We start from the raw sequence: 26,228 nt of genomic DNA, 5'->3' as shown, positions 1-26,228 counted from the left end.
CTACCGGAAGCGCAGGGCGGTCGGCCCCTGCACCTTCGAGCCGCGACGCTGCTTCGCCGGCATGGCGGCGAGCTTCTCGCGCAGCTCGACGGCGTAGGCGGCGAGCGCCTCCACCAGGTCGGGCACCGAGGCGTGCGGCGGCTGGACGTCGACCCGCAGGCCGAACTCCGTCGCGGTCTCCGCCGTCTTGGGCCCGATGACGGCAACAACGGTACGCGCGTGCGGCTTCCCCGCGATGCCGACCAGGTTCCGCACGGTGGAGGACGAGGTGAAGAGCACCGCGTCGAACCCGCCCGACTTGATCGCGTCCCGGATCTCGGCGGGCGGCGGCGCGGCCCGGACCGTCCGGTACGCGGTCACGTCGTCGACCTCCCAGCCGCGCTCGGTGAGCCCGGCGGCGAGCGTCTCGGTGGCGATGTCGGCGCGCGGCAGCAGCACCCGGCCCACCGGGTCGAGGATCTCGTCGTGCGGCGAGAACTCGGCCAGCAGCCCGTCGGAGGACTGTTCCCCGGCGGGGATCAACTCCGGCTGGATGCCGAACGCGCGGACCGCGTCCGCCGTCGCCTCACCGATGCAGGCGATCTTGACGCCACCGAAGTGCCGGGCGTCCAGGCCGTGCTCGGCGAACTTCTCCCAGACCGCGCGGACCGCGTTCACCGAGGTGAAGATGACCCAGGCGTACCGGCCGTCGACCAGGCCCTTGACCGCCCGCTCCATCTGCGCCGGGGTACGCGGCGGCTCGACCGCGATGGTCGGCACCTCGCACGGGATCGCCCCGTACGCGCGCAGCCGGGCGCTCATCACGCCGGCCTGCTCCTTGGTGCGCGGCACCAGCACCTTCCAGCCGTACAGCGGGCGGTTCTCCCACCAGCTCAGCTTGTCCCGCTGGCCCACAGCGGCGCCGACGGTGAGCACCACCCGGCCGGTGAAGCCGAGCGCGGCGGCCACGAAGCTGTCGACGGTCGACGTGGTCGTGTACTGGGTCTCGCCGGTGCCGTCGCCGGTCACCCCGACGCCGGTGGTGCCGTCGACCCCGGCGGCCAGCAGCCCGTCCCGGACGGCGGCGAGGTCACCGGCGTCCACCGCGACGGCGAGCGAGCCCCGGCCGACGGCTGCGGCCAGCGCCTCGAAGTCCAGCGCGCTGACGTCCTCGACGTCGGCGGCGGTACGCACACCCGGCAGCGGGACCCCCGCGTAGGTGGCCACGCCCTCGGCCTGACCGACCCCGGGCACCACCTCGAAGTGAGCGGCGGTGCGGGCCACCGCCTGCACCTCCTTGACCACCGAGTCGTGGCCGAACGGGTCGCCGGCGACCAGGTGCACCGCGTTCAGCCCGGACCGGGCCGCGGAGATCAGCACCTTCGCCACGTCCCCCGGCGCGCCTTCGGCCGGGGTGAATTCGGCGTCGTCCCTGGCCTCGGCGCGTACGACGGCGAGCAACGACTCCGGGACTCCCCGGTCGTAGATCACCTGGTCGGCGTCGACCAGGGCGTCGTGCGCCCGACGGGTCAGCAGGCCCGGGTCGCCGGGGCCAGCCCCGACGAACGCGATACGGCCGACGGGCTTACGGGTGCGGGTCATTCTGTGCTCCCAAATTGCTGGGTCCCCGAGCCGGTGTTTCCTTCCTGGCCGAGGATCGAGTCGGCGCCGAGGTCGAGGAGTTCGGCGGCGAGTGCCTTACCGATCTCCGCCGCGTCGGCGGGCGTTCCGGTGCGGGACAGCCGGAGGTCACGAGTGCCGTCCGGGCTGATCACCGCCCCGCGCAGGTAGATCTCATCGCCGGCGTCACCTTCGGCGAGTTCCGCATAGGCGGCGACGGGTGCGCTGCACCCGGCCTCCAGGGTGGCCAGCAACGCGCGCTCCGCGGTGACGGCGGCGTGCGACGGTGCGTGGTCGAGCACGGCGAGCAACTCGACCAGGTCCTGGTCGTCGACCCGGCACTCCACGGCCAGCGCACCCTGGGCGGGCGCGGGCAGCATCAGCATCGGGTCCAGCGTCTCGGTGATCACGTCGGCCCGGCCGAGTCGGGCCAGCCCGGCCCGGGCCAGCACGACGGCGTCGAGGTCGGCCTCGGGGCCGAGCACCCGCGCCAGGCGGGTGTCCACGTTGCCCCGGATCGGGGTGACCTCCAGCTGCAGGCCGAGCGCGTGCAGCTGGGCGATCCGGCGCAGCGCGCCGGTGCCCACGGTGGCCCCGGGCGGCAGCTCGGTGAGCGTCCGGGCGCCCCGGGCGATCAACGCGTCGCGTGGGTCCTGCCGGGTCGGCACCGCGGCGATGTGCAGCCCGCCGGCAGCGGCCGTGGGCAGATCCTTGTAGGAGTGCACCGCGAAGTCGATGGTCCGGGCGGCCAGCGCGTCGCGCAGCGCGGAGACGAACACCCCGACGCCGAGCCGGTGCACCGGCGCGCTGGAGCGGTCGCCGGCGGTGATCACCTCGACCAGCTCCACCGGGCGGCCGGTGGCGGCGGTCAACGCCTCGGCGACCTGACCGGACTGGGCCATGGCCAGGGCGCTGCCCCGGGTGCCGAGGCGTAGGGGGGCGGTCATCGCGCACCTCCGGTGGGCGGGGTCGGGTCGGTGGCGTCCGCGCCGAGCACCGGGTCGATGGCGCTGAACGCCGCGCCGAGGTCGGGTGCCACCACGTCGGGAACGGTGTCCACCGGCGAGGTCTGCGGCACCTGGAGGTCGAACAGCTCGCGCAGCAGGGCTGCGTACTGGTCGCCGCCGGGCTCCGCGGCCAACTGGCGGACCTTGACGGTGGGCTGGTGCAGCAGCCGCTGCACCACGCGGTGCACCGTGCGGGCCACCTCGGCCCGCAGGTCGCCACCGAGGTCGGGGCGGCGCTGGGCCAGCCGGCGCAGCTCGGCGGTGACCACGTCGTCGGCCCGGCCGCGCAGCGCGGCCACGGTGGGCGCCACGTCGGCGCCGCGCAGCCAGGACAGGAAGCTCTCCACCTCGCCGAGCACGATCCGCTCGACGGCGGCGGCGTCCGCGGCGGCCGGACCGTCGGCGAGCAGCGCCGCCATCCGGTCGATGTCGATCACCTCGACGCCGGGGAGGTCGACGACGCCCTCCTCGACGTCGCGCGGGACGGCCAGGTCGAGCAGGACCAGTGGGCCCCGGGCCGGGTCCCGCTCGGCCAGCGCCGCGCCGACCACCGTCCGGTTGAGGACCGGTTCGGTGGAGGCGGTGGCGGCCACTACGATGTCCACTGTGGAGAGCGTCTCGGTCAGCCCGGCCATCGGCACGGCGTTCGCCCCGTACGACTCGGCGAGCCGCGCGGCCCGGTCGGCGCCCCGGTTGGTGACGGTGAGCGGCCCGGCGCCCAGCCGGGACAGCGTGGCCACCCCGAGCGAGCCCATCGCGCCGGCCCCGACAACCAGGGCCGGGTGACCGGCGAGGTCACCGTCGAGGTGCCCGGCGGCCAGCTCCAGCGCGGCGGTGACCACGCTCTGGCCGGCCCGGTCGATGCCGGTCTCGGCGTGGGCCCGCTTGCCGACCCGCAGTGCCTGCTGCATCAGCTCGTGCAGCAGGCGGCCGGCCGAGTCCGCGCCGGTGGCCCAGTGGTACGCGTCGCGCAACTGCCCGAGGATCTGCGCCTCGCCGACCACCATCGAGTCCAGCCCGGTTGCGACCCGGAAGACGTGGTCCACGGCGGCGGCGTCGTAGTGCACGTACAGGTGGCTGGCGAGCGCCGCCGGCGAGCTGCCGGCCTGCTCGGCCAGGACGGCGCAGACGTCGCCGAGCCCGCCGTGGAAACCGGACACGGCGGCGTAGACCTCCACCCGGTTGCAGGTGGAGACGAGTACCGCCTCGGCCACGTACGGCTGGGCGACCAGGCGGTCCAGGGTGCGGGTGAGGTCGGCGGGGGGCACGGCCAGCTGCTCCAGCGTGGCGACCGGGGCGGTCCGGTAGGACGCGCCGACGACGAGCAGTTTCACGTGCCGATCGCCTCCTGGGTGTCGGTGGCCGCGAGCCCACCCGGCAGGGCGGTGAGAGCGGACCCGCCGGTGGCGGGAAGCGCGGTCAGTGACGCCTTGCGGTGCTCGTGGAAGGACAGAATCTGCAGCTCGATGGCGAGGTCGACCTTGCGCACGTCAACCCCCTCCGGAACCGAGAGTACGCACGGCGCGAAGTTGAGGATGCTCGTCACGCCGACCGCGACCAGCTGGTCGGCGACCCGCTGGGCGGCGGCGGCCGGGGTGGCGATCACGCCGATCGCGATGGACTCCTCCGCGGCGATCGCCGGAAGCTCGTCGACATGCCGGACCACCAGGCCGTTGATCTCTTCGCCGACCCGGGAGGGGTCGGCGTCGAGCAGTGCGGCGATCCGGAAGCCCCGGCTCGCGAAACCGTCGTAACCGGCCAGAGCGTGACCGAGATTACCCACGCCGACCAGGGCGACCGCCCTGCGCTGGGTGAGCCCGAGCACGTACTCGATCTGCTCGATCAGCAGCGCGACGTCGTAGCCGACGCCCCGGGTGCCGTACGAGCCGAGGTGGGAGAGGTCCTTGCGGAGCTTGGCGGAGTTGACGCCGGCGGCGGCGGACAGGCCCTCGCTGGAGACCGTCTCGTGGCCGACGTCGGCGAGGTTGTGCAGCGCACGCAGGTATTCCGGGAGTCGCGCGACGGTCGCCTCGGGCAGGTCCGGGAGCGCGGGTACGGCACCGGCGCGGCCGGGCGCGCCTGGGTGACGATGCTGACTCATGAGACTCCGTGCGGTGCGATCCTCGGCCAACTCCGCTGGTCGGCCGCTTATGGACTCCCGCTGGCGACCGAGATTGCCGGCTGTGCTAGCAGGGCGCGTCGGAACTAGAGAGTAGGCGCTTGTGAAGACGTGCACAAATCGCGATCTTGTCGCTGCGCGGCGCGACCCCACCAGCGCCTCCGTTCTGCAAGATCGATCCAGCGGCGTCCACCCGCACCGCCCGCGTAATTATTGCTCATTCCCGACTTCTCTGACCAATCCCGCGCCCAGGTCGGACAGGCGTGCCGAGGCAGGTAGGGACAGCACTACGGAGGAGAGGCAGGGCTTCGGGATGGGGTGACGGACCCGGGCTGCCTAGCCTTTGGGCATGACCGCCGTTGCCGCCACCAGCGACCAGCCGACGCTGGCACCGAGCATCCCCCGCCAGCTCTTCGTCGACTCCGGGTACGTGCTGCTCGGCCTACCCCTGGCCCTGACCAGCTTCGTCGTCCTCGTGGTGGGCCTCGTGGTCGGCGTCGGGCTGGTGGTCACGGTGATCGGCCTGCCGATCATCAGCGGCACCCTGTACGCCGCCCGCGGGCTCGCCGACATCGAGCGGCTGCGGCTGCCGGCGGTACTCCGTCAGCCCCGGATCCGGCCGCACTACCGGCTGCCGGAGGCGGGAGCGAACGCCTGGCGGCGGATCTTCGTGCCGATGCGGGACGCCCAGTCCTGGCTCGACGTGGCACACGGCGTGCTGCGTCTGATCGTGTCGGTTGTCACGTTCGTGGTGGCGCTGGCCTGGTGGGCCGCCGCGGTCACCGGCTCGCTCTACTGGGCGTACGACTGGACGCTGCCGCGCGGCGACGGCGAGGGCGACAGCGACCTCGCCCAACTGCTCGGCCTCGGCGACTCGACCACCGCGCGGATCGGGCTGACCACCGCGATCGGGGTGTTCTTCCTGATCACCCTGCCGATCGTGATCCGGGGCTGCGCGCTGCTCCAGGCGAGCTTCGCCCGGGCCATGCTGACCGGGGTGGCCGAGATGCGGGACCGGATCACCGTGCTGGAGGAGCAGAAGCGCGCCGCCGTCTCCGCCGAGGCGTCCGCGCTGCGCCGGCTGGAACGCGACATTCACGACGGCCCCCAGCAGCGCCTGGTCCGGCTTGCGATGGACCTCAGTCGGGCCCGGCAGCAGCTCGCCTCCGACCCGGAGGCGGCCGGCCGGACCATCGACGAGGCGGTCACCCAGACCCGGGACACGTTGGCCGAGCTGCGGGCGCTGTCCCGGGGCATCGCCCCACCGATCCTGGTCGACCGGGGCCTGCCCAGCGCCCTGGCCGCGCTCGCCGGCCGGGGGCTGATCCCGATCGAGCTTCAGGTGGACCCGCAGCTCGGCACACCGGGCGGGCGACTCGACCCGGCGGTGGAGAACACCGCGTACTTCATGGTGGCTGAGGCGTTGACCAACGTCGCCAAACACAGCCGGGCCACCGAAGCCACCGTCGCGCTGACCCGGCAGGGCAGCCGTCTCCTGGTCCGGGTGGGCGACGACGGGCAGGGCGGTGCGCACCTGGCCAAGGGGCACGGCCTGGTCGGCATCGCCGACCGGGTGCGGGCCGCCGGCGGCGAACTGGCCGTCGTCAGCCCGACCGGCGGGCCCACCGAGATCCGCGCGGAGCTTCCGCTGTGAGCCGGCGGACACCGCGTCGAGCCCTCTCGGCGAGCCGGACGTGGTAGACAAGACAGCCATGCGCATCGTGATCGCCGACGACGCCGTCCTGCTCCGCGAGGGGCTGGTGCGGCTGCTGACCGAGAGCGGGCACCAGGTGGTGGCCGCCGTCGGGGACGGCGACGCGCTGGTCGAGGCGGTGGTGGAGCACCGGCCGAACGTGTCGATCGTCGACGTCCGGATGCCCCCGTCGCACACCGACGAGGGGCTGCGCGCGGCGGTGGAGGCCCGCCGGCTGGTGCCGCGAACGCCGATCCTGGTGTTGTCCCAGTACGTCGAGGTCTCGTACGCCGACGACCTGCTCGCCACCACCGGTGGCGCGGGTGGCGGGATCGGCTACCTGCTCAAGGACCGGGTGGCCGCGATCGACGAGTTCCTCGACGCGCTGCGCCGGGTGGCGGCCGGCGGCACCGTGCTCGACCCGGAGGTGGTCGGTCAGCTCTTCGCCCGACGCCGCCGGGACGACCCGCTGCGCGAGCTGACCCCGCGCGAGCGCGAGGTGCTCGCCCTGATGGCCGAGGGGCGCTCGAACACCGCCATCGCCCGCGCCCTGGTGGTCAGCGACGGCGCGGTGGAGAAGCACGTGCGCAACATCTTCACCAAGCTCACCCTGCCACCGGACACCGAGCAGCACCGGCGGGTGCTGGCCGTCCTCACCTACCTGCGGAACTGACCTCCCGGGCCAGGGTCACGGCGTCGGTGAGGGTGTCGGCGACCGGGTGACCGGAGGCGCGCAGCCGGGCCGGGTCGGTAAAGCCGCCGGTGTAGAGCACCGCCCGGCCACCCACCGCGAGCGCCGCGTCGGCGTCGTCGATGGAGTCGCCGATCAGCACCACCGACGCGCCGTCCACGCCCAGCTCGGCGAGGTGCCGTTCGAGCGACTCCGCCTTGCGGCCGCCGCCGACCGTGGCACGCAGCCCGTCCACCCGGGTGAAGTGGCCGGTCAGCCCGTAGGTGTGCACGGTCGGCACCAGCTCCTCGTGGAACCACATGGAGAGCAGGCTCTGGTTGCCCGGCCAGGTGGCCATCGCGGTCCGCGCGTCGGCGGCCAGCTCGCAGGTGGTCAACCCGCTGCGGTACGCGTCGTGGAAGATCCGGTCCAGCCGGCCGAACTCGTCGTCGTCCACGGCCTGACCGAGCACCTCGGCGTAGTACTCGGCGATCGGCCGGCGGAACCGCACCCGGTGCTCGTCGGAGGTGACCACCGGCCCGCCCACGCTGGCGAACGCCGCGTTGGTGGCCGCGACCACCAGGCTGAGGTCGTTGAGCAGGGTGCCGTTCCAGTCCCACACGAGGTGGGGGCGCGCAGGGGTCATCAGAGCACCATAGGCACCGCTCAGAGCTGCGGCGTGGTCAGGTCCCGCAGCAGCCGTTCCTCCTCCACCCGCCAGTAGCCGTGCTCCTTGCCGTCGAGCATCACCACCGGCAGCCGGTCCCCGTACTCCCGCTCCAGCCCCTCGTCGCCGGTGACGTCCCACTCGACCCACTTGTCCCCGGTGACCGCCACCACCCGGTCGAGCGCCGCCTTGGCGTCGTCGCACAGGTGGCAGCCCGGGCGGGTGACCAGGGCGAGCCGGGCGTCAGTGGACATCGGTTACCTCCGTGCGGGTGTCGGCGTTCGCCGGCGGGTCGGCCGGCGTCGCCGACCGGAGCTGGGTCTTGCGTACCTTGCCGATCGCCGAGTGCGGCAGGGCGTCGACGAACTCGACCCCGGTCGGGCACTTGAACCGGGCCAGGTTCCGCGCGCAGTGGGCAAGCAGTTCCTCGCCGGTCACCTGCCGCCCCGGTGCCGGCACCACGTACGCCCGGACAGTCTCGCCGGTCCGGGGATGCGGCACACCCAGTACGGCCGACTCGGCCACCCCGGGGTGCCCGGCGAGCACCAGCTCGACCTCGTGCGGATAGACGTTGAACCCGTTGACGAGGATCAGCTCGCCGAGCCGGTCGACCAGGAAGAGGTCGCCGTCCTCGTCGGCGTACGCGACGTCGCCGGTCCCCCACCAGCCGTCGGCGTCCGGCCCGTCCCGGCCGTCCGGCCAGTAGCCGGTGAAGACGTTGGGGCCGCGCACGACGATCTGCCCCGGGTCGGTGCCCGGCGCCGCGTCGGAGATGTCCATCTCGTCCGGGTCCTCGTCGGGGGTGGCCAGGCCGTCGCGCCAGAGGTCCGCGCCGTCGGCGCCGACCAGGCGCAACCGGACGCCGGGCAGCGGCCGACCGATCGAGCCGGCCTTGGCCACCCCGCCGACCAGGGTGGAGGTGAGCACCGGCGCGGTCTCGGTGAGGCCGTACCCGATGTGCACCGGATGGCCGGTGGCCTCGGTGAAGCGTGCCGCGATCGCCGGCTCCAGCGGCGCCGCGCCGCAGACCGCCACCCGGACGGAGGCGGTCGCCGCGCGGACTTCCGCCGCGCCGGCCCAGGCCAGAAACATCGACGGTACGCCGACCAGCACGCTGACCCGGTGCCGGGCGATCTCGTCGAGCCCCGCCGTGGGCCCCGGCTCGTCGAGCAGCACGCCGGTCGCGCCATGGTGGACGACCGCACCGAGCCCCGGGTTGAGCCCGTACGCGTGGAACAGCGGCAGGGCCAGGAGCACGGTGTCCTCCGGACCGACCACCGGCGGCTCGATCCGGCCGACCTGCTCGTGGTTGGCCAGCAGCGCGTGGTGCGAGAGCATCGCGCCCTTGGGCCGGCCCTCGGTCCCGGAGGTGTAGAGCAGCACGGCCAGGTCGGCACCGCCCCGACGCGGGCGTGTGGGCGGCTCCGGTGCGTCGTCGACCGACCGCGGCGGCGTGCCGTGCACGGCGGTGAGCGCGGGCAGCTCGGCGGCCACCTCGGCGACCAGGCTCCGGATCCGCTCGGTGCCGATCAGCACCGACGCGCCCGAGTCGGCCAGCACGTGCCGCAGCTCCGGGGCGGTGAAGCCGGGGTTGACCGGCACCGCGACCAGTCCGGCGCGCAGGGCGCCGAGCCAGCTGACCACGAAGTCGAGGGTGTTGGGCAGCGCGATCGCGACGCGTGGCGGCGTACCGCCCGGGTCGGTGGGCGGCGCGGTGGCGGTCAGCGCGTGCACGGTGGAGTCCACTGCGGCGTCCAGTTCGGACCAGCTGAGTGTCCGGTCACGCCAGTGCAGCGCGGCCCGGTCGCCGTGGTCGAGGGCCGCCCGGTGGACCCGGTCGGCGAGGTTCGGCGCGGGGTTTGCCGATGCGTCCTGCACGGTGATCGAGTCTGGCACAGCGGGCGCCGCCAGGCCACGCCCGGCGGCCGGACCGCGGTGCCGCGACAGTCCCGCCCACGGGACTGATCTCTGCGCCACCGGCGATCCGATCAGGTCCCGTCGATGGGACGGCTGACGCCATCCGTCGGCGGTTCGGCCGGGCGTACACGACCACCCGGCGGGACGGTTCATCCGAACGGGCAATCCGCCCCCGACCAGGGGATCCACCCTGGAGCGCCACGCCGCTCCAAAGTCAAGCGCACACGACGGACAACCGGTCCGCCGACGGTGCGATGGAGCGGGAAATACTTCCGCCCTGTGTAACGGACTTGCCACGCGCGGGTGACGTTGGCCCTATCATCACTCGGGTCGGCTCACCCCATTTGCCGTGAGTCGACACCCCTCAGCCCGAGGAGGCCCCCGTGCCTGTGAGCGCATTGGACCAGCACCTCAAGGGGAACTGCCGCCCGTCGGCACACCCCGGAACCGTCCTGCCCGACCGGAAGCCCGGTCGGTCCGCACCGACGACCCGCAGACCGGTCCGCCCGGCGACCGACGGGACGGGGGCGACGCGGTGACCACCTTCGGTTACGCGGAACGCCCGGTCGGCCTGACCGGTCAGACGACTCGTGCCCAGGTCAACGAGCGGCCGGCGGCCCGCGCCCCGCTGGACGAACCACACAGCGCCGCCGTGCGGGGCGACGGCACAGCGCAGCGGATACGCAACAGGCCACACCACAACGAGCCGCCACCGCGACCAGCGGTGCCCGGCGGGAACTCGAAGCCGGCCGGGGGCCGGGTCGCCGTACCGGCCCGACCGACCATGCCGGCCCAGGGCCGACGGGTCAGCGACACACCGGCGGCGACCACCGACCCGTCCGCGGGCGAGACGGCGGTGATCCCGGCGGTGCCGGCCACCACCACCCCGACCGGCTTTCCGAGCCGACCGGATCCGTCCGACCCGGCCACCGAGGTCTGGACGCTGATCGAGCGAGCCCAGGCCGGCGAGTCCGAGGCGTTCGGCCTCATCTACGACCGGTACGTGGACACCGTGTTCCGATTCGTCTACTTCCGGGTCGGCAACCGGCAGCTCGCCGAGGACCTCACCTCGGACACCTTCCTCCGCGCTCTCAAGCGGATCAGCAGCTTCACCTGGCAGGGCCGCGACCTCGGCGCCTGGCTGGTGACCATCGCCCGCAACCTGGTCGCGGACCACTTCAAGTCCGGCCGGTACCGGCTGGAGGTCACCACCGGCGACGTGCTCGACGCCGACCGGGAGGACCGGGGCCCGGAGGGCAGCCCGGAGGCCGCGGTGGTCGAGCACATCACCAACGTCGCCCTGCTCACCGCCGTGAAGCAGCTCAACCCGGAGCAGCAGGAGTGCATCGTGCTCCGGTTCCTCCAGGGCTTCTCGGTCGCCGAGACGGCCCGGGCGATGGGCAAGAACGAGGGCGCCATCAAGGCCCTCCAGTACCGGGCGGTCCGCGCGCTGGCCCGACTCCTGCCCGACGGCTTCCAGCCGTAGTTCTGTTCCGCGAGACCGATGGGCGTCGATCGACGTCCGGCAGCTCAGTCGGTCCCGCCTGGTGACAACGATCACTTTCTGTGATTTCCGCCCCGCCAGGCCCGTAACCCGTGCCCGGTCCGCGGCGTTTCTCCGGGTGCGACCGGTGGTTGCCCCGGCAGGGCCCGGGTCACCGAGGTCCGACCGGCATGCCGGACGGGGCCTCACCTCCGTGGTGTCACACTGCCGCCCGGTCGCTGGCAACGACTGCGGCCGACCGGCCGTGACCAGCGAGAGGAGGTGCCTGCGGTGGACAACATCCTCTTCTCCCGCCGGCGCGCGGAGCGCTTCGCGCAGCTTCTCGACGAGGCGAACGGCGGCCGGCGGCACCACGTCCGGTCCCGGGTGGACGGCCAGCTCGCCCCACTCGTCGCGGTGGGTCAGCGGCTCAGCGTCGATCCACCGGCGGTCGAGGTGGACCCCGACTTCCGCACCGGCCTGCGGGCGATGCTGCTCGCCACCGCCGTGCGGGAAGGGCTGGGCACCACCCCGCCGGCCGGCGAACCGGCCACCACGCGTTCCCCCAGCACCACCCGCGGTTCGCTGCTCCCGGCGGTCACCGCCCGCCGGGCCCGCGCCCGGGGCGCGATCCTGATCGGCATCGCGGCTGGCGCCATCGCCGTCTCCGGCATCTCCGCCGCCAGCGAGAACGCCGTCCCTGGCGACGCGCTGTACGGCATGAAGCGCTCGACCGAGCGGGCCCAGCTGGCCCTGACCAGCTCGGACATCAGCCGCGGTCAGCTCTTCCTGGACTTCGCCCGGACCCGGCTCGGCGAGGCCGCCGAGCTGCGCGGTGACCGGATCGGCTACAGCGCGGTCCTCGACGACATGGACGCCGACACCCGGCAGGGTGTGCGCCTGCTCACCGCCGCCGCCGTGCAGCGGGCCGAGCCGGCCAGCCTGGACACCGTCAACACCTTCGTCGCCGGTCAGCACCGAGCGGTGAGCAACCTGCTCGACGGGGCCACCCGGGCCGACCGGGAGCGCACCCGGCGTTCGCTGGTGCTGCTGGACAGCATCCGGGAACGCTCGGACACGCTGCGCGCGGCGATCGCCTGCGGCCTGCCGGCGCCGGCGGCCAGCGACGCCCTCGGCCCCGCGCCGTCCGCCTGCCCCGGCACCCGCTGACCCACCCGGGGCGGCCGGACGCGCCGGCCACTCCCGTACCGCAGGTCCGGCCGGTCGTGCCACAGTTTGCGGTCTGCCCGGCCGGTCGACCATGCTTCCCGGCTACCCTCGCTGGAGGCATCCGTCGCACCGGCGAGGAAGGGAGACGCGTGGCCCGCAGCCGCAAGGTGACGGTCAGCACCGACGTCCACGGTCACACCGCCGGCTGGGCGGAGACCGAGTTGGCTCCGACGGCCGCGCCAGACCCCACCGCGGCGGCGTTCTTCGACGTGGACAACACGATGATGCAGGGCGCGTCGATCTACTGGTTCGCTCGCGGCCTCGCCGCCCGGAACTACTTCACCAGCGCCGACCTGGCCCGGTTCGCCTGGCAGCAGCTCCGGTTCCGGTTGCTGGCCCGGGAGCACGCCGGTGACATGTCCCAGGCCAAGGAAGCAGCGCTGGCCTTCGTCGAGGGCTGGCGGGTGGACGACGTGGAACGCCTCACGGAGGAAATCTTCGACGAGCTGATGGCTCCCCGGATCTGGACCGGCACCCACCAGCTCGCCCAGCGCCACCTGGACGCCGGCCAGCGGGTCTGGCTGGTCAGCGCCGCCCCGGTGGAGATCGGTCGGGTGATCGCCGCCCGGCTCGGCCTGACCGGCGCCATCGGCACGGTGGCCGAGGTGGTGGACGGGGCGTACACCGGGCGGCTGGTGGGCGACCTGATGCACGGGCCGGCGAAGGCCGAGGCGGTCACCCAGCTCGCCGCCGTGGAGCGGCTGGACCTGGCCCGCTGCGCGGCCTACAGCGACTCGGCCAACGACCTGCCGCTGCTCTCCACCGTGGGGCGGGCGGTGGCGGTCAATCCGGACGGCACCCTGCTGCGGCAGGCGCGGCAGCGTGGCTGGGAGGTGCGGGACTTCCGTACCGGCCGCCGTGCTGTGAAGATCGCCGTACCGTCGACCGCGGCGGCCGGTCTGGTCGCCGGCGCGGTCACCGCCGGCCTGGCGTTGTCACGCCGCCGCCGCAGCGGCTGACCCGACTCCCGCTCAGGGGCCGAACGGGTCCGGCCGCCGCTCCAACAGCGTGTGCAGGGTCTGCTGGATGGTTTCCCGCACCTGGTCGGCGAGGTTGAAGACCACCAGCGGATCGTCCGCGGAGTCGGTCAGGTGCGCGGTCGGGATCGCTGGGCAGAACTGGATCAGCCACTTGCTGGGCAGCGGCACCATGCCCAGCGGCCCGAGCCACGGGAAGGTCGGCGTGACCGGGAAGTACGGCAGCTTGAGCAGCCGCGCGAGGGGCTTGATGTCGGCGAGCATCGGGTAGATCTCCTCGCCACCGACGATGGCGACCGGCACGATCGGGGTGCCGGTGCGCAGCGCCGCCGAGACGAAGCCGCCCCGGCCGAACCGTTGCAGCTTGTACCGGTCGGCGTAGAGCTTGCCGATGCCCTTGAAGCCCTCGGGGAAGACACCGACCAGATCGCCGTTACGGAGCAGCCGCTCGGCGTCCGGGTTGCAGGCCACGGTGCCACCGGTCTTGCGGGCGATCTCCGACACCACCGGCATTCGGAAGACCAGGTCCGCACCGAGCAGGCGCAGGTAGCGATGAGCGGGATGCTTGTCGTGCAGCGCCGCCGAGAGGATCAACGCGTCGAGCGCCACCGTGCCCGAGTGGTTGCCGACCGCCAGGGCGGGACCGTCGATGGGCACGTGCTCCACCCCGCTGACCTCGGTGCGGAACCAGTCCCGGTAGAGCAGCCGCAGCAGCGGGTGGAAGACCGCGTCGGTCAGCTCCGGGTCGAAGCCGAACTCGTCGACCTCGTAGTCGCCGGAGAGCCGCCGGCGCAGGAACGCGAGGCCGTTCGCGACCTTCCGGTCCCAGTGGTCGCCCGGCCGATCCGGAACGGCCGGCTCAGTGCCACCGGGGGCCGGACCCGCCGGCTCGTCCGTGGCCAGGCCGCCCGCCGGCTCATCGGTGGCCGCGGTGTCGACCTCGTCGGCCGCCGCCGGGGTCGGCGCGACCCGGGCCGTCGGTCGGTGTCCGTTGCGCCGCGCCGGCTCCGCGGCTGGCGCGGTCGTTTCCCGCGGTACGTCGAACCGCCCGAGGCCTGCTGGGTCACGCGCCTCCCCCGACCCGGTCACGACCGCTCCCGCATCGCCGAGCGGACCTGCCGGATGCCGTCCAGGACGAGTTGCTCAGCGACGGCCAGGTGATCCCGGGTGACCACGACGCCTCCGTGGTGGGCGCGGATGAAGTCGTCGAAGGCCGCTGCGGTGGAGCGGGGCGTGAAGCCGTACTCCCGCTCCAGCCGGGTGGTGTCGACCACCCGACCGTGCACGAAGAGGTCGACCTGGTCCAGGCCGTAACGGCCGAAGCCCATGCTGCGGGCCAGCGCGGCAGCGCCGGAGAGGCCCGGCTCCAGCACCGGGACGGCCACCCGACCGGCCCGCCGGATCGCCTGGGACAGGGAGAGCACCCCCGGCCCGGCGACGTTGTAGGTGCCGGGGTGATCCTCCACGATCGACCGGTGCAGCACCTCCAGCGCGTCGTCGAAGTGCAGGAACTGCAGGCGCGGATCGCGGCCGAAGACGGTGGGCACCAGCGGCTGCGCGAAGTAGCGGGTCAGCGTCGTGTCGGCGGTCGAGCCGATGAACGGCGCGAAGCGCAGCACCGTCGCGGTGACGTCGGACCGACGACGGCGAAAACCGCGTACGTATCCCTCGACGTCGAGGATGTCGCGGCCGAAACCGCCGCGTGGCACCTCGCGCGGCTCGGTCTCCTCGGTGAACACCGCCGGGTCCCGGAACGACACGCCGTACGCGGCGGTCGACGAGCGGACCACCAGCTTGCGCAGCCGGGGCGCCCGTTGGCAGGCGGCGAGCAGCTGCATGGTGCCGATGACGTTCTGTTCCTTCATGGCCGACCGGCCACCGTGCTGCGGGTCGGCGGAGCTGACCAGCGCGAGGTGCACCACCGCGTCGACGTCCAGGTCGGCGAGGAGCCCGCCGAGCGAACCGGCGTCGACGCGGATCCGTTCGACGCGGTCCAGCAGGTCGGTGAACTCGGCGCCGGGCTCGGGCGCGTCCACCCCGATGACCCGCTCGATGCGCGGGTCGGCAGCCAGCCGGGCCGCCACGTGGGCGCCCAGGTAGCGACCGACCCCGGTGACGACGACGACCCCCGGAGCACCTGAGGTGCTACCGGGGGTCATCTGACGCACCTACCCCGGCAGGAGTGATCGAGCCGGGACGACCACGGCCTGATCACCTGAGCCTCCGGAGGTCGACAGGTGGCAAGTGATGCCGGATGCCGGGCCGCAAGCCCGGCGGCGATCACTTGCCGAGACGGCGACGCTGGACGCGGGTCTTGCGCAGCAGCTTGCGGTGCTTCTTCTTAGCCATGCGCTTGCGGCGCTTCTTGACCACCGAGCCCATACGACAGCCTTTCGATACAACGTGCGGGGCGGACCGGTTGACACCACGCAGGTGGCGACGGCGACCGCTTGCGGACAACGGACCGGACCAGTCTGGGCGGCGGGGCGCACCGGTGGGGTCTCGGTCGGGCTCCAGGGTAGCCGGAGAGCGTCAGCAGGACCAACGCGCCCCCGTCGATGCCGCTTTCCGGGCGTGACCGTGGGGCCCGCAAGCTCCCGCTACGTCGCGCTCGGTGAGCGCGGCGGTGGCTCAGGCGGTCTCCTGAAAGGCACCCCGGAGATATTCGTGCACCGCGTGCTCAGGCACCCGGAACGAACGGCCGACCCGGACCGCGGTGAGCTCACCGCTGTGCACCAGGCGATAGACCGTCATCTTCGACACCCGCATCACCGTCGCCACCTCGGCAACGGTGAGGAACTTGACCTCCGACAGCCGTCCGTCGGACTGCGACCCGGCCATGGCTCACCGACCCATCCCATGCCCGGCGCGTGCCAACCCGACGGATGCTCCGGGCCGGGCCGGCGACGCGCGTGTTACCAGTACGGTAGCGGGGCGGCTGTGACCGGCGCGATCCCTTCGTACAACTGATCATGTTCTGGTTGCCGGTTCACCCGGTCCGCGCTCCCGGTATCTCCCCGCCTGCGCCGGGCGTCCGGTTGCGGCAGCCCGGCGTGGTCGTGGCTCACTCCGCGCGCAGCGCGACCACCGGGTCGAGCCGGCCGGCGCGCTGCGCGGGAACCACCCCGAAGACGATGCCCACGGCCGCCGACACGCCGAAGGCAAGCGCCAACGACCACCAGGTGATCGCCGCCGGGATCGGTGACAGCGCGTCCACCAGCAGTGCGGTACCCACGCCGAGCGCCATCCCGGTCAGCCCACCGATCGTGGTGAGCAGCACCGCCTCCAACAGGAACTGCACACCGATGTCACGGGGGCGGGCACCGACGGCCTTGCGCAGCCCGATCTCCCGTGTCCGCTCCCGGACGCTGACCAGCATGATGTTGGAGACGCCCACCCCTCCGACGAGCAGCGAGATGCCGGCGATGGCCGCCAGCACGCCGGTGAGCACACCGAGGATGTCGCCGAGCACGCCGAGGATCTGCTGCTGGGTGACCGCACTGAACTCGGTGTCCGGATGCCGGTGGCTGAGCTCGGCCACGATCCGTTCGCCCAGTTCGTCGATGCGCTCCCGGTCCGGTGCCTTCACCGCGATGCCGTCCACCCGCTGGGTGCCCCAGAGCCGCTGCGCGGCGGTCACCGGCACGTGCACCTCGTCGTCCCGGTCGACGCCGAGGCTCTGCCCGAGCGGCGCGAAGACGCCGATGACCCGGAACCGCACGCCGGCCAGCGTCACCTGCTGCCCGAGCGGGTCCCGGTCGGGGAAGAGAGCGCGGGCCACCGAGTCGCCGAGCACCGCCACCCGCCGGCTGGTGTCCACGTCCGTGCCGGTGAGGTAGCGGCCCCGGGCCAGCGACCGCGTGAACACCTCCGGCGTGGTCTCCAGTACGCCCTGCACGGTGGTGAAGTCGGAGCGGGCGCCGGCCCGCGCGGTCGCCCCGGAGGCGATGGTGACCGCCACCCGATCGGGGTCGCCGACCACCCGGGTGACCGCGTCCACGTCCTTGAGCGTGAGCGGCGAGACCACCGGCGCGGTCCCCACCTCGATCCGGCCGGGGACGACCAGCAGCAGGTTGGAGCCGAGCCCCTCGACCTGCTGCTCCACCTTCTGTTTGGTGCCGGTGCCGATGGCCACCAGCAGCACCACCGAGGCCACCCCGATGATCACCCCGAGCATGGTCAACGCACTGCGCAGCCGGTTGGCCCGTAACGCGTCCAGCGCCACCCGCCACGCCTCGGCGACCCTCACGACTCGCTTCCGTCGCCGGTCACCGCGGCGGCGTCGTCGGCCCCACGGCCGTTGGCCGGCGGGTGCGGAAGGCGCCCGGTGGCTCCGGCGGCGCCACCAGAGCCACCGGACGGGTGCCCCGGGCCGCTTCCGGACACGGACCGGGGCTCCGCGCTGGGAGCGGGGACCAGTGTCGCAGGTCGACCATGATCAACGGACAGCGGTCGATCATGCAGGTGGGTGGGGTCGTCGTCGGCCGCGCTGTCCGCCACCACCACGCCGTCGCGCATGGTGATCCGGCGGCGGGCCCGGGCCGCGACCTCCTGGTCATGGGTGACCATCACCAGCGCCACCCCGGACTCGGCGTTCAGTTGTTCCAGCAGCTCCAGCACCGCGGCGCCCGTGACGCTGTCCAGGTTGCCGGTGGGTTCGTCGGCCAGCAGCACCGTCGGCTCGGTGACCAGCGCGCGGGCGATCGCCACCCGCTGCTGCTCACCGCCCGACATCTGGTTGGGCCGGTGGTCCAGCCGGTGCCCGAGGCCGACCCGGCCGAGCATCGCCGCAGCCCGCTCCCGGCGCTGGCGGGCCGGCACGCCCCGGTAGACCAGTGGCAGCGCCACGTTCTCCACCGCCGAGGTACGCGGCAGCAGGTGGAACGCCTGGAAGACGAAGCCGATCGTCTCGTTGCGCAGGGTGGCCATCTCCGGCGGAGACAGGGCGTTGACGTCCCGGCCGCCGATCACCAGCCGGCCGCCGGTGGGCCGGTCGAGCCCGCCGAGGAGGTGCATGAGGGTGGACTTGCCCGACCCGGACGGCCCGACCAGCGCCACGTGGTCACCCGGCTGCACGACCAGCGACACGCCGCGCAGCGCTTTGACCGACACCCCGTCCAGCTGGTACGTCCGGGACACGTCCACCGCCTCGATCGCCGGCGGGGAGCCGGTCACCGCACCTCCTGGCCGTCGCGGACCTGGTCGGCACCGCGTACCACGACCCGGTCGCCGGCCTGCACACCGTCGAGGATCTGCACCAGGTCCGATCCCTGGACGCCGACGGTCACCGGTGCCCGGTCCGCCTTTCCGTCCCGGACGACCCAGACGGCGTCCCGGCCGTCGGCGGAGAACACCGCCGAGGCGGGGACGGTCACCGCGTCGGCGGCCTCGCGCACCCGCAGGTGGACGATCGCGTTCATGCCGGGGCGCGGCGTCGGGGCCAGCTCGTCCTCAGCCAGCTTTCCGGTGCCCAACGCCAGGCGGACCCGGTAGGTGACACCGCCCTGGGCGGAGTTGGTGGGGAGCACGTCGACCGAGCGGACCGTGGCGTCGTAACTGGCGCCGGTGACGGCGTCCAGCTCGACCATCGCGGTCACGCCGGCCCTGACCAGCAGCACGTCGGTCTCGTCCACCTCGGCCAGCAGCCCCAGCTGCCCGGTGTCCACCACGGTGAGCACCGGCGTGCCGGCGGTGACCCGGCCGCCCACCGCGACCGCGTCATCCACGCCCGCGGGCGGCCCGCCCTGGTTGGGGGCCAGCGCCGACGGGTCGATCCCGGCCGCCTGGGCGCCACCGGCCTGCTCGAGCAACCCGGCGAGACCACCGGCCGGGCCACCGCCGGCCCGGGTGCCGCCCGGCTGCACCACCCCGGCGATCGGGGCGCGCATGGTCAGCGCGTCGACGGTCGCCTTCGCCAGGTCGTACGCCTGCTGGGCCTGCAACCATTGCGCCGCGGAGAGCGCGCCGACGGCCGAGTTCAGCCCGCTGATCCCCCTCTGCACCGCGCGGACGGCCTGGTCGGCGGTGCGCGCGGCCGCGGTGTACTGCCGCTGGGCGGAGGTCACCTGGGTCAGCAGCGCGTCCCGCAGCTGCGGGTCGGAGATCTTCTCGGCGGCCTTGCGCGCCGCGTCGAACGCCTCGTCGGCGGCCTTGTCGGTGCCGCGCCGGCTGCCGGCCAGGTCGCCGGTGGAGACGCCCCGGCCGGCTCGCTTCGCGGCGGTGAGCGCCTCCTTCGCCTGGCGGAACCGCTGCTGCGCGGAGGGTGAATCGACCACGGCGAGCACCTGGCCCCGCTTCACCCGCTGTCCCGGCTCGACGCGGAGGCTGGCCAGGGTGCCGTCGGCGGGGGCGGTCAGGGTGGCGGCGGCGCGGGCGGTCACCGTCGCTGGTGCGTCGATCACCTCGGTGACCGGGTTGCGAGCGACCGAGGCGAGCGTGACGGCCGGCTGGTCGTCGCCGCACGAGGCGGCGGTGGTGGCGGTGAGGACGGCGACGGCGGTCAGGGCGGTGAGCAGGCGGGGCCGCGTGACGTGGGTAGGCCGCGGCGACTGGGTGCGGCGCACCCATCGATCGTACGGCTCACCGCCACGACCCCCACGGGCCGTCAGGCGGCGGCGGCGCGGACGTACGCCACGCACTCGTCGTGCAACGTCGACCACTGCTCGCCGAACGCCTGCTCGGCGGCGTCCTCGAACGCCTTGCGCCCGTGCACCACGGCCTCGAAGAAGGCGAGCAGCCGCTGCGGCCCGTACCGGTCGACGAGATGCCGGACGGCCAGGTAGCCGACGCCGTAGCTGCCACCGACCCGGTCCGCGGAGGCGTCGTCGGCGGGGGTGATGCCCTCCAGCCGGCCGTCCCAGCTGCTCCGGACCAGCTTGCGCACCTGGGCGAGTCCCTCGTACCGGTCGACCGGCTGGCCACCGGCGCCCGCGTACTCGGCCAGCCCCTCCACCAGCCACCAGGTCGTCTTGCCCGGGTAGCCGCGCTCCGGCAGCGACGCGGCGTGGGTCAGCTCGTGCCGCAGCAGGTCGTCGGCGCCGCTACTCGGCAGCCCGTCGGCGTTTAGCACCACCTCGTGGTGTCCGCCGCCCACCGTCACCGCGTAGCCGCCGGTCCACTGTGGCCGGCCTCCGCCGTACCAGCTCTGCCACTCGCTGCGCCCGGCGTAGAAGATCCGGTACCGGTCCGGTGGCGACCCGGTCACCACGTACCCGTCGGCGACCGTGGCCGCCGCCTCGGCCTGCGCGAGCAGGCCGGGCAACCTGCCGCGCAGCGCCGGGGTGGTGGCCACGATGGTCCGCGGGCCGATCGCCACGGCCAGGTCACTGATCTCCCAGGGTCGGGTGCCGGTCTCCGCCGACTTGGACTCCTCCATGGCGACCAGCAGGGGCTGGGCGCCGTTCTCCCGCCAGCGGGTGCCGATCAGCACCGGGCTGGGGCGGCAGCCGGGAACCACGAAGCAGTACTGGAAGCGCACCAGCAGCCGCCACTCACCCGGTTTGCCGACGACCGGTGCCGGCAGGCCGCTCGGTTCGGCCCGCCACACGGTGACCTTGAGCGCGCGCAGCGCGGCGAAGCGGCGGCGCAGGTCGGTCTGCGCCGCGGGCTCGGCGACGGCGAGGAAGCCGGCCCGGTCCCCGCCGAGCAGCGCGGTGGACTGCCGTCTGAGCTGGTCGGTCATCCGGTCGCCCAGTCCTCGGGCGACCGCGGTGGCGGGATCGTCGGGAGCCGACGTGCCGACCCGGCCGACGACGGCCCGGTCCCCGGACTCGCGCACCACGCCGACCAGCAGCACCGTCGGCAGGCCGCAGCCCAGCAGGAGGACTAACACCACGAGCGCCGTCCACAGTGGCCAGAGCCGTCGCAGTGATGGCTGATGCACCCCGTCGGTCACCCGGCGAAGGGTACGCGAGCGCGCGGCCAGGAACGGAACGAGACGTCGAGGCCGACGACCAGTTGATGGTACGAGCGGTCCACCCCTCGGGACAGGCCGAAGCCGCCCGCGGCCTTCAGCGACACGGTCTGCTGGTTGAGGCCGACCTAGGCACTGATGCACACCGCCAGGAACCCGAGCAGCTCATCCGCGGTGCGCTGCGGTCGGTCGGCGTGCGGGTAGTGCCCGGACTCCTCGATCATCCGGGCCTCGGCGGTGCGGAACAGCCGGCGGGCCGCGCGCGCCTCCGCACCGGGGTCGGGAAAGTCCGGGTCCTTGGCGCCCATCAGCACCAGCACCGGTTGCCGGACCTGTGGGGCGCGGGCGGTCCAGTGCGGCTCGACCGGCGCGACCACCCGACGCGCCGCGGCCATCCGGCCGGGCTCGCGCAGGTTGGCCACCATCGATCGGCGGTACGCCACGTCGTCGGCGGGCCGGTGCACCGGGAAGAGCGTCTTGTGGAACATCCCGAACAGTCGAGGGCTGCGCAGCACCACCGCCAGCGCCACCCGCATCCCCGGGTTGGGCTTCTGCTGACCGACGAACGCGCCGATCTGCACGATGCCGGAGACCAGCTCGGGCGCGTCGGTCGCGGCGAAGACCACCGCCGCCGCGCTGGACGAGCTGCCGACCAGCACCGCCGGCCCGGCGCCGAGGTCGTGGACCACGGCCAGCAGGTCGGCGCCGACCTCGGCCGGGGCGTACGTGGGCCAGCCGACGCTGGACTCGCCGTGCCCCCGAACGTCGACCGAGGCGACCCGGTGGCCGGCCGCGACCAGCAGCGGCGCCAGGTGCCGGAAGCTCGCCCGGTTCTCGCCCATGCCGTGCGAGAGGACGACCAACGGGCCCTCGCCGTGCACCTCGTACGCGATGTGGCCGCCGTCCCGCCGCACCTGGCTGGTTGTCATAGCCGTAGCTAACCCTATTAGCCACGACCGTCGACCCGGATACGCGTGCGGACTACTTCTTCGAGATCAGGGCCCGGCCGAAGAAGACCAGGTTGGCCGGGCGCTCGGCGAGCCGGCGCATCAGGTAGCCGTACCACTCGTCGCCGTACGGGACGTAGGTGCGCACGGTGTAGCCCTCACCGGCCAGCCGGGCCTGCTCCTCGGGGCGGATGCCGTAGAGCATCTGGAACTCGAAGCGCTCCGGCCCCCGGTCGAACCACCGGGCCCGGTCCTCGCCGATGGCGATCATGCGGGGGTCGTGGGTGGCCAGCATCGGGTAGCCGTCGCCGGACATCAGGATGTTCATGCAGCGGACGTAGGACTTGTCCACCTCGCGGGCCGACTGGTACGCCACCGACTCCGGCTCCTTGTAGGCGCCCTTGCACAGCCGCACCCGCGACCCGGCCGAGGACAGCTCCCGGCAGTCCGACTCGGTGCGCCGCAGGTACGCCTGGAGCACCGCGCCCGTCGACGGGAAGTCCTTGCGCAGCTTCTCCAGCACCTCCAACGTCGAGTCGGTGGTGGTGTGGTCCTCCATGTCCAGGGTGACCGTGGTGCCCGCCGCGTCGGCGGCCGCGCAGATCGCCCGCGCGTTGTCGTACGCCAACTGCTCGTCGATCATCTGGCCGAGGGCGGAGAGCTTCACGCTCACCTCGGCGGCCGGGGTCAGCCCGGCGGCGCCGAGCATCTTCAGCAGCTTCAGGTATTCGTCCCGGGTGGCGGTGGCCTGCTCGGGACGGACGGTGTCCTCACCGAGGTGGTCGAGGGTGACCGCCAGGCCGTCGTCGACGAGGCCGCGGGTCGCGCGCAACGCGTCGTCGGTGGCGGCGCCGGCGACGAACCGGCGGACGACGTCCCGGGTGAACGGGGCGGTCGCGACGAGCCGCTCGACCTGGGATGACCGGGAGGCGGCGAGGATGACGGAACGGAGCATGAGCCGAGCCTAACGCCCCTGCCAGAGCCCCCGCCGAGGGGCGGCCGGGGCTGCGGCGGTGGCGTCGATCGGCTACAACGATGCCGTGGACCAACGCCCCCGCCGCCGGCTCCGGTCGGCCTCCGTGCAGCTCGGCGCGCTCACCGCACTCGCGCTCGCCCTCTCCGGCTGCAACATGACCTCGGACGACGATGATGACGACGACTGCGCCCTCGGGCCGGTCGGCGGCGGCGACACGGTCGCGCTCGCGATGCGGGTCGCCGACCCGGGCGTCGGCCGCGCCGCCCCCGAGCCGACGGCCGCGGCCCTGCCCGAGCGCGGCGGGTTCGGCACCCACCTCGCCGCCTGCGGCGGCTGAGGTGCGCCGCGAGCAGGTCACGCCACGACCCGACTGGGACGCCACCATCCGGGCTCAGGGGCTGGTCTACGTCGACACCGAACTGCCCGACGGCGGCGTCATGTCGTACTGGGACGAGACCGCCGCGTACGCCTTCGACCTGGATGAGGTGCTGCGGCTGGAGGAGGCCACCGAGGAGCTGCACCGGATGTCGGTGGTTGCCGCCGAGCAGGTGGTGGCCCAGCACCGGTACGCCGAGTTCGGCATCCCGGAGTGGGCGGCCGAGGCGGTGGCCCGTTCGCTGCGCGAGGCGCCGCCCACCCTCTACGGGCGGTTCGACCTCGCCTACGACGGCGTCTGGCCGCCGAAGCTGCTGGAGTACAACGCGGACACCCCGACCGCGCTGGTCGAGGCGAGCATCATCCAGTGGTACTGGCTGGAGCAGACCCGGCCGGAGCTGGACCAGTGGAACAGCCTGCACGAGCGGCTGGTCGGCGCCTGGGCGAAGATCGGGGCCGGGCTGCACGACCCCCGGGTGCACGTGCTCTGGTCGAACGAGGAGGAGTCGGGCGAGGACCACATGACCGCCGGCTACCTGGCCGAGACCGCCCGGCAGGCCGGCCTGACCGTGGAGCTACAGCCCATCCAGGAGATCGGCTGGGACGGCCGGCGCTTCGTCGACTCCACCGGCCGCCCGGTGACCACCTGCTTCAAGCTCTACCCGTGGGAGTGGATGCTGGCCGAGCCGTACGGGCCGCCCGCGCTGGCCCCGGGCACCCCGACCACCTGGATCGAGCCGGCCTGGAAGCTGCTGCTGTCCAACAAGGCGCTGCTCGCGGTCCTGTGGGAGCTGTACCCCGGCCACGAGTACCTGCTGCCGGCGTACCTCGACTCGCCGCGTGACATGCCGGAGTACGTGGCCAAGCCGCTGCTGGGCCGGGAGGGCGGCTCGGTACGCATCGTCACCGCCGAGCAGGAGATCACCAACCCGGGGATCTACGGCGACGAGGGCTGGTGCTACCAGGAATTCCGGGCGTTGCCGCAGTTCGACGGCAACCGGATGGTGTTGGGCAGCTGGATCGTCGACCGCGAATCGGCGGGCGTGGGGGTGCGGGAGAGCGCGAGTCTGATCACCGACGGCTACGCGCGGTTTCTGCCGCACTACATCGACGCGCCGCGCACCCCGTGAGTCGTCTACGGTTGGGGGCGTGAACTTCGACGCGTACGCCCGGACCGGCGTTGACCTGGTCAACGCCCGCCTGGACGACCTCGACGACCTGCGGGCCCTCTTCCCCGACGAAAACGCCTGGATGCGCGACGAGGTCGCGGAACGGGATGTCGCGATTTTCCGGCGGGCACAGAAGCGGTTGCGCGACGTCTTCGAGTACGGCACTTCGGGGCGGGACGCCCACGCGGTGACGGAGCTGAACGCGCTGCTCGAGGCGTTCCCGGTCCAGCCGCGCATCTCCGGGCACGACTCCAGCGACTGGCACATGCACGTGACCAGCCGGGGCGCTTCGGTCAGCGCCGAATACCTGGCCGGCGCGGTCTGGGGGCTGTCGGTCTGGCTCTGCGAGTACGGCAGCGCCCGGTTCGGCGTCTGCGCCGACGAGCGGTGCGGCAACGTCTACCTGGACACCTCGTCCAACTGCTGCCGGCGGTTCTGCTCCGAGCGCTGCGCCACCCGCTCGCACGTGGCGGCGCACCGGGCCCGCAAGCGGGCCGCGGTCGGCGAGCAGCTGACGGTCGCCGCGCAGCCGACGGCGGGCGCCGACTCGCTCACCCCGGTCAGCTGACGTCGTCCCGGTCGACGCCCTGACGTCCCCGTCGGGGGTCAGGCGTCGACCGGAGACGGCGCGGTCAGGTGCTGGCGGGCGAACTCCAACGCGGCGCGCAGGTCCGCCTCGCGCACCGCCCGGCTCTTCGCGCCCCGGGTCGCCACCTCCACCGCCACTGCTCCGGAGAAGCCCCGCCCGGCCAGCGAGGAGAGCAGCTCCCCGCAGGGTTGGGTGCCGCGCCCGGGCACCAGGTGCTCGTCGCGACCCTCACCGGTGCCGTCGCCGAGGTGCACGTGGGCCAGCCCGGCGCCCATCCGGTCGGCCATCTCCAGCGGGTCGCTGTGCGAGGCCGCGCAGTGCGACAGATCCAGGGTGTACGACGGGTACCCGGTGTCGGTCGGATCCCAGCCGGGCACGTACGGGACGAACCGCCGGCCCGCCATCCGCACCGGGTACATGTTCTCCACCGCGAAGCGCAGCCCGGTGAACCGGTCCTCCACCTCGGCGAGCCCCTCGGTGAACCGGCGCGCGTAGTCGCGCTGCCAGGTGAACGGTGGGTGCACCACGACGGTCGGTGCCTCCAGCGTTTCGGCCAGCTCGGCGGCCTTGCGCAGCCGCTCCCATGGGTCGGGGCTCCACACCCTCTGGGTGACCAGCAGGCAGGGTGCGTGCACCGAGAGCACCGGCACGTCGTAGTGGGCGGAGAGACCGCGCAGCGCGCCCGCGTCCTGACTGACGACGTCGGTCCAGACCATCACCTCGACCCCGTCGTAGCCGAGCGCCGCGGCCAGCTGGAACGCCGCCGCGGTCGGCTCGGGGAAGACCGACGAGCTGGACAGGAGCACCGGAACGCGGGAAGTCACATCAGCCAGGGTAGCCCGGCTGCGCCGTCGCCATCGTGACGAGCGCCGGCAAACCACCCGTTACCGCCCGCCCC

27 protein-coding genes are annotated in these 26,228 nt (G+C 73.5%); 8 read left to right on the top strand and 19 right to left on the bottom strand.

Annotation, left to right across the window (positions count from 1 at the left end):
• The 4 genes from ACWD5O_RS06060 to ACWD5O_RS06045 are packed head-to-tail and all read right to left on the bottom strand — an operon-like array spanning window position 1 to window position 4,707.
• Complete coding sequence (locus ACWD5O_RS06060; protein ID WP_354963631.1) at window positions 1-1,581, bottom strand: bifunctional uroporphyrinogen-III C-methyltransferase/uroporphyrinogen-III synthase; 1,581 nt, start codon at window positions 1,579-1,581, stop codon at window positions 1-3.
• The gene (hemC, locus tag ACWD5O_RS06055) at window positions 1,578-2,546 is read right to left on the bottom strand and encodes a hydroxymethylbilane synthase (RefSeq protein WP_450084724.1); all 969 of its coding nucleotides are present in this window, start codon (window positions 2,544-2,546) and stop codon (window positions 1,578-1,580) included. The genes ACWD5O_RS06060 and hemC overlap by 4 nt, the downstream gene beginning before the upstream one ends.
• A complete protein-coding gene (locus tag ACWD5O_RS06050) occupies window positions 2,543-3,940 on the bottom strand; it encodes a glutamyl-tRNA reductase (RefSeq protein ID WP_450084723.1) in 1,398 nt (465 codons plus the stop codon). Before ACWD5O_RS06050 ends, hemC begins: the two co-directional genes overlap by 4 nt.
• Entirely contained in the window at window positions 3,937-4,707 is a 771-nt protein-coding gene (locus ACWD5O_RS06045; protein WP_354963628.1) for a redox-sensing transcriptional repressor Rex, read from the bottom strand. Before ACWD5O_RS06045 ends, ACWD5O_RS06050 begins: the two co-directional genes overlap by 4 nt.
• 367 nt (window positions 4,708-5,074) lie before the next feature.
• Here ACWD5O_RS06045 and ACWD5O_RS06040 point away from each other — a divergent pair, with 367 nt between their 5' ends.
• Complete coding sequence (locus ACWD5O_RS06040; RefSeq protein WP_450084722.1) at window positions 5,075-6,379, top strand: sensor histidine kinase; 1,305 nt, start codon at window positions 5,075-5,077, stop codon at window positions 6,377-6,379.
• A gap of 58 nt (window positions 6,380-6,437) precedes the next feature.
• Window positions 6,438-7,091: a response regulator transcription factor gene (locus ACWD5O_RS06035; RefSeq protein ID WP_450084721.1), complete on the top strand. Its 654-nt coding sequence runs from the start codon at window positions 6,438-6,440 to the stop codon at window positions 7,089-7,091.
• On the opposite strand, the gene ACWD5O_RS06030 is transcribed toward ACWD5O_RS06035, so the two are convergent.
• From ACWD5O_RS06030 to ACWD5O_RS06020, 3 genes are read right to left on the bottom strand one after another with little or no spacing between them, the layout of a single operon-like run.
• Window positions 7,072-7,734, bottom strand: coding sequence for an HAD family hydrolase (locus ACWD5O_RS06030; RefSeq protein WP_354963626.1), 663 nt, complete (start codon window positions 7,732-7,734; stop codon window positions 7,072-7,074). The genes ACWD5O_RS06035 and ACWD5O_RS06030 overlap by 20 nt on opposite strands.
• Before the next feature lie 20 nt (window positions 7,735-7,754).
• Window positions 7,755-8,009: a glutaredoxin family protein gene (locus ACWD5O_RS06025; protein ID WP_354963625.1), complete on the bottom strand. Its 255-nt coding sequence runs from the start codon at window positions 8,007-8,009 to the stop codon at window positions 7,755-7,757.
• A complete protein-coding gene (locus ACWD5O_RS06020; protein ID WP_450084720.1) occupies window positions 7,999-9,633 on the bottom strand; it encodes an AMP-binding protein in 1,635 nt (544 codons plus the stop codon). The genes ACWD5O_RS06025 and ACWD5O_RS06020 overlap by 11 nt, the downstream gene beginning before the upstream one ends.
• A gap of 574 nt (window positions 9,634-10,207) precedes the next feature.
• Between ACWD5O_RS06020 and ACWD5O_RS06015 the strand changes: the two genes are divergently transcribed.
• From ACWD5O_RS06015 to ACWD5O_RS06005, 3 genes are all read left to right on the top strand, one after another.
• Window positions 10,208-11,158 carry an ECF subfamily RNA polymerase sigma factor, BldN family gene (locus tag ACWD5O_RS06015; RefSeq protein WP_354963623.1) on the top strand — a complete coding sequence of 317 codons (951 nt, stop codon included), beginning with the start codon at window positions 10,208-10,210 and terminating at the stop codon, window positions 11,156-11,158.
• 288 nt (window positions 11,159-11,446) lie between these two features.
• Window positions 11,447-12,325: a DUF5667 domain-containing protein gene (locus tag ACWD5O_RS06010; RefSeq protein WP_450084719.1), complete on the top strand. Its 879-nt coding sequence runs from the start codon at window positions 11,447-11,449 to the stop codon at window positions 12,323-12,325.
• 119 nt (window positions 12,326-12,444) lie between these two features.
• Window positions 12,445-13,344 (top strand): HAD family hydrolase, encoded by a 900-nt coding sequence (locus ACWD5O_RS06005; RefSeq protein WP_354963671.1) that lies wholly within the window; start codon window positions 12,445-12,447, stop codon window positions 13,342-13,344.
• A 12-nt stretch (window positions 13,345-13,356) separates the two neighbouring features.
• On the opposite strand, the gene ACWD5O_RS06000 is transcribed toward ACWD5O_RS06005, so the two are convergent.
• The 11 genes from ACWD5O_RS06000 to ACWD5O_RS05950 all read right to left on the bottom strand — a co-directional run bounded on the left by ACWD5O_RS06000 (window position 13,357) and on the right by ACWD5O_RS05950 (window position 23,176).
• On the bottom strand, window positions 13,357-14,265 hold the full coding sequence (locus ACWD5O_RS06000) for a lysophospholipid acyltransferase family protein (protein WP_450084755.1): 909 nt from the start codon (window positions 14,263-14,265) through the stop codon (window positions 13,357-13,359).
• A gap of 182 nt (window positions 14,266-14,447) precedes the next feature.
• Window positions 14,448-15,521, bottom strand: coding sequence for an NAD-dependent epimerase/dehydratase family protein (locus ACWD5O_RS05995; RefSeq protein WP_450084718.1), 1,074 nt, complete (start codon window positions 15,519-15,521; stop codon window positions 14,448-14,450).
• Window positions 15,522-15,642: 121 nt separating this feature from the next.
• Window positions 15,643-15,744 (bottom strand): 30S ribosomal protein bS22, encoded by a 102-nt coding sequence (locus ACWD5O_RS05990; protein ID WP_007465623.1) that lies wholly within the window; start codon window positions 15,742-15,744, stop codon window positions 15,643-15,645.
• A gap of 249 nt (window positions 15,745-15,993) precedes the next feature.
• The gene (locus ACWD5O_RS05985; protein WP_007465625.1) at window positions 15,994-16,203 is read right to left on the bottom strand and encodes a helix-turn-helix domain-containing protein; all 210 of its coding nucleotides are present in this window, start codon (window positions 16,201-16,203) and stop codon (window positions 15,994-15,996) included.
• A gap of 223 nt (window positions 16,204-16,426) precedes the next feature.
• The gene (locus ACWD5O_RS05980; protein ID WP_354963619.1) at window positions 16,427-17,611 is read right to left on the bottom strand and encodes an ABC transporter permease; all 1,185 of its coding nucleotides are present in this window, start codon (window positions 17,609-17,611) and stop codon (window positions 16,427-16,429) included.
• Window positions 17,608-18,537: an ABC transporter ATP-binding protein gene (locus ACWD5O_RS05975; protein WP_450084717.1), complete on the bottom strand. Its 930-nt coding sequence runs from the start codon at window positions 18,535-18,537 to the stop codon at window positions 17,608-17,610. Before ACWD5O_RS05975 ends, ACWD5O_RS05980 begins: the two co-directional genes overlap by 4 nt.
• Window positions 18,534-19,925 carry an efflux RND transporter periplasmic adaptor subunit gene (locus ACWD5O_RS05970; protein ID WP_450084716.1) on the bottom strand — a complete coding sequence of 464 codons (1,392 nt, stop codon included), beginning with the start codon at window positions 19,923-19,925 and terminating at the stop codon, window positions 18,534-18,536. The genes ACWD5O_RS05975 and ACWD5O_RS05970 overlap by 4 nt, the downstream gene beginning before the upstream one ends.
• 41 nt (window positions 19,926-19,966) lie before the next feature.
• Window positions 19,967-21,256: a hypothetical protein gene (locus tag ACWD5O_RS05965; protein ID WP_450084715.1), complete on the bottom strand. Its 1,290-nt coding sequence runs from the start codon at window positions 21,254-21,256 to the stop codon at window positions 19,967-19,969.
• Window positions 21,253-21,381, bottom strand: coding sequence for a hypothetical protein (locus ACWD5O_RS05960; protein ID WP_450084714.1), 129 nt, complete (start codon window positions 21,379-21,381; stop codon window positions 21,253-21,255). Before ACWD5O_RS05960 ends, ACWD5O_RS05965 begins: the two co-directional genes overlap by 4 nt.
• A gap of 21 nt (window positions 21,382-21,402) precedes the next feature.
• Window positions 21,403-22,203 (bottom strand): alpha/beta fold hydrolase, encoded by an 801-nt coding sequence (locus tag ACWD5O_RS05955; RefSeq protein WP_450084713.1) that lies wholly within the window; start codon window positions 22,201-22,203, stop codon window positions 21,403-21,405.
• 52 nt (window positions 22,204-22,255) lie between these two features.
• Window positions 22,256-23,176, bottom strand: a complete 921-nt coding sequence (locus ACWD5O_RS05950) for a proline dehydrogenase family protein (RefSeq protein ID WP_354963613.1) — start codon at window positions 23,174-23,176, stop codon at window positions 22,256-22,258.
• Between the two features lie 85 nt (window positions 23,177-23,261).
• Here ACWD5O_RS05950 and ACWD5O_RS05945 point away from each other — a divergent pair, with 85 nt between their 5' ends.
• Genes ACWD5O_RS05945 through ACWD5O_RS05935 form a run of 3 tightly spaced genes read left to right on the top strand, consistent with a single transcriptional unit; the run spans window position 23,262 to window position 25,309 of the window.
• On the top strand, window positions 23,262-23,534 hold the full coding sequence (locus ACWD5O_RS05945) for a hypothetical protein (RefSeq protein WP_354963612.1): 273 nt from the start codon (window positions 23,262-23,264) through the stop codon (window positions 23,532-23,534).
• Window position 23,535: 1 nt separating this feature from the next.
• Entirely contained in the window at window positions 23,536-24,702 is a 1,167-nt protein-coding gene (locus ACWD5O_RS05940) for a glutathionylspermidine synthase family protein (RefSeq protein ID WP_450084712.1), read from the top strand.
• A gap of 19 nt (window positions 24,703-24,721) precedes the next feature.
• Window positions 24,722-25,309, top strand: a complete 588-nt coding sequence (locus ACWD5O_RS05935) for a CGNR zinc finger domain-containing protein (protein ID WP_354963610.1) — start codon at window positions 24,722-24,724, stop codon at window positions 25,307-25,309.
• A gap of 38 nt (window positions 25,310-25,347) precedes the next feature.
• On the opposite strand, the gene ACWD5O_RS05930 is transcribed toward ACWD5O_RS05935, so the two are convergent.
• Window positions 25,348-26,154, bottom strand: coding sequence for a sugar phosphate isomerase/epimerase family protein (locus tag ACWD5O_RS05930; protein WP_354963609.1), 807 nt, complete (start codon window positions 26,152-26,154; stop codon window positions 25,348-25,350).
• Window positions 26,155-26,228: the final 74 nt, after the last annotated feature.

The sequence above is a fragment of the Micromonospora sp. NPDC005161 genome (genome assembly GCF_053599855.1).
Note: the sequence above shows the minus strand (reverse complement) of the source record. Positions and strands in the feature narration are given on the sequence as shown.

Bases quoted from the DNA above. Each gene is read 5' to 3' on its own strand.
- ACWD5O_RS06060 (WP_354963631.1), bottom strand. From the start codon at position 1,581: ATGACCCGCACCCGTAAGCCCGTCGGCCGTATCGCGTTCGTCGGGGCT.
- hemC (WP_450084724.1), bottom strand. From the start codon at position 2,546: ATGACCGCCCCCCTACGCCTCGGCACCCGGGGCAGCGCCCTGGCCATG.
- ACWD5O_RS06045 (WP_354963628.1), bottom strand. From the start codon at position 4,707: ATGAGTCAGCATCGTCACCCAGGCGCGCCCGGCCGCGCCGGTGCCGTA.
- ACWD5O_RS06040 (WP_450084722.1), top strand. From the start codon at position 5,075: ATGACCGCCGTTGCCGCCACCAGCGACCAGCCGACGCTGGCACCGAGC.
- ACWD5O_RS06035 (WP_450084721.1), top strand. From the start codon at position 6,438: ATGCGCATCGTGATCGCCGACGACGCCGTCCTGCTCCGCGAGGGGCTG.
- ACWD5O_RS06030 (WP_354963626.1), bottom strand. From the start codon at position 7,734: ATGACCCCTGCGCGCCCCCACCTCGTGTGGGACTGGAACGGCACCCTG.
- ACWD5O_RS06025 (WP_354963625.1), bottom strand. From the start codon at position 8,009: ATGTCCACTGACGCCCGGCTCGCCCTGGTCACCCGCCCGGGCTGCCAC.
- ACWD5O_RS05995 (WP_450084718.1), bottom strand. From the start codon at position 15,521: ATGACCCCCGGTAGCACCTCAGGTGCTCCGGGGGTCGTCGTCGTCACC.
- ACWD5O_RS05990 (WP_007465623.1), bottom strand. From the start codon at position 15,744: ATGGGCTCGGTGGTCAAGAAGCGCCGCAAGCGCATGGCTAAGAAGAAG.
- ACWD5O_RS05985 (WP_007465625.1), bottom strand. From the start codon at position 16,203: ATGGCCGGGTCGCAGTCCGACGGACGGCTGTCGGAGGTCAAGTTCCTC.
- ACWD5O_RS05955 (WP_450084713.1), bottom strand. From the start codon at position 22,203: ATGACAACCAGCCAGGTGCGGCGGGACGGCGGCCACATCGCGTACGAG.
- ACWD5O_RS05950 (WP_354963613.1), bottom strand. From the start codon at position 23,176: ATGCTCCGTTCCGTCATCCTCGCCGCCTCCCGGTCATCCCAGGTCGAG.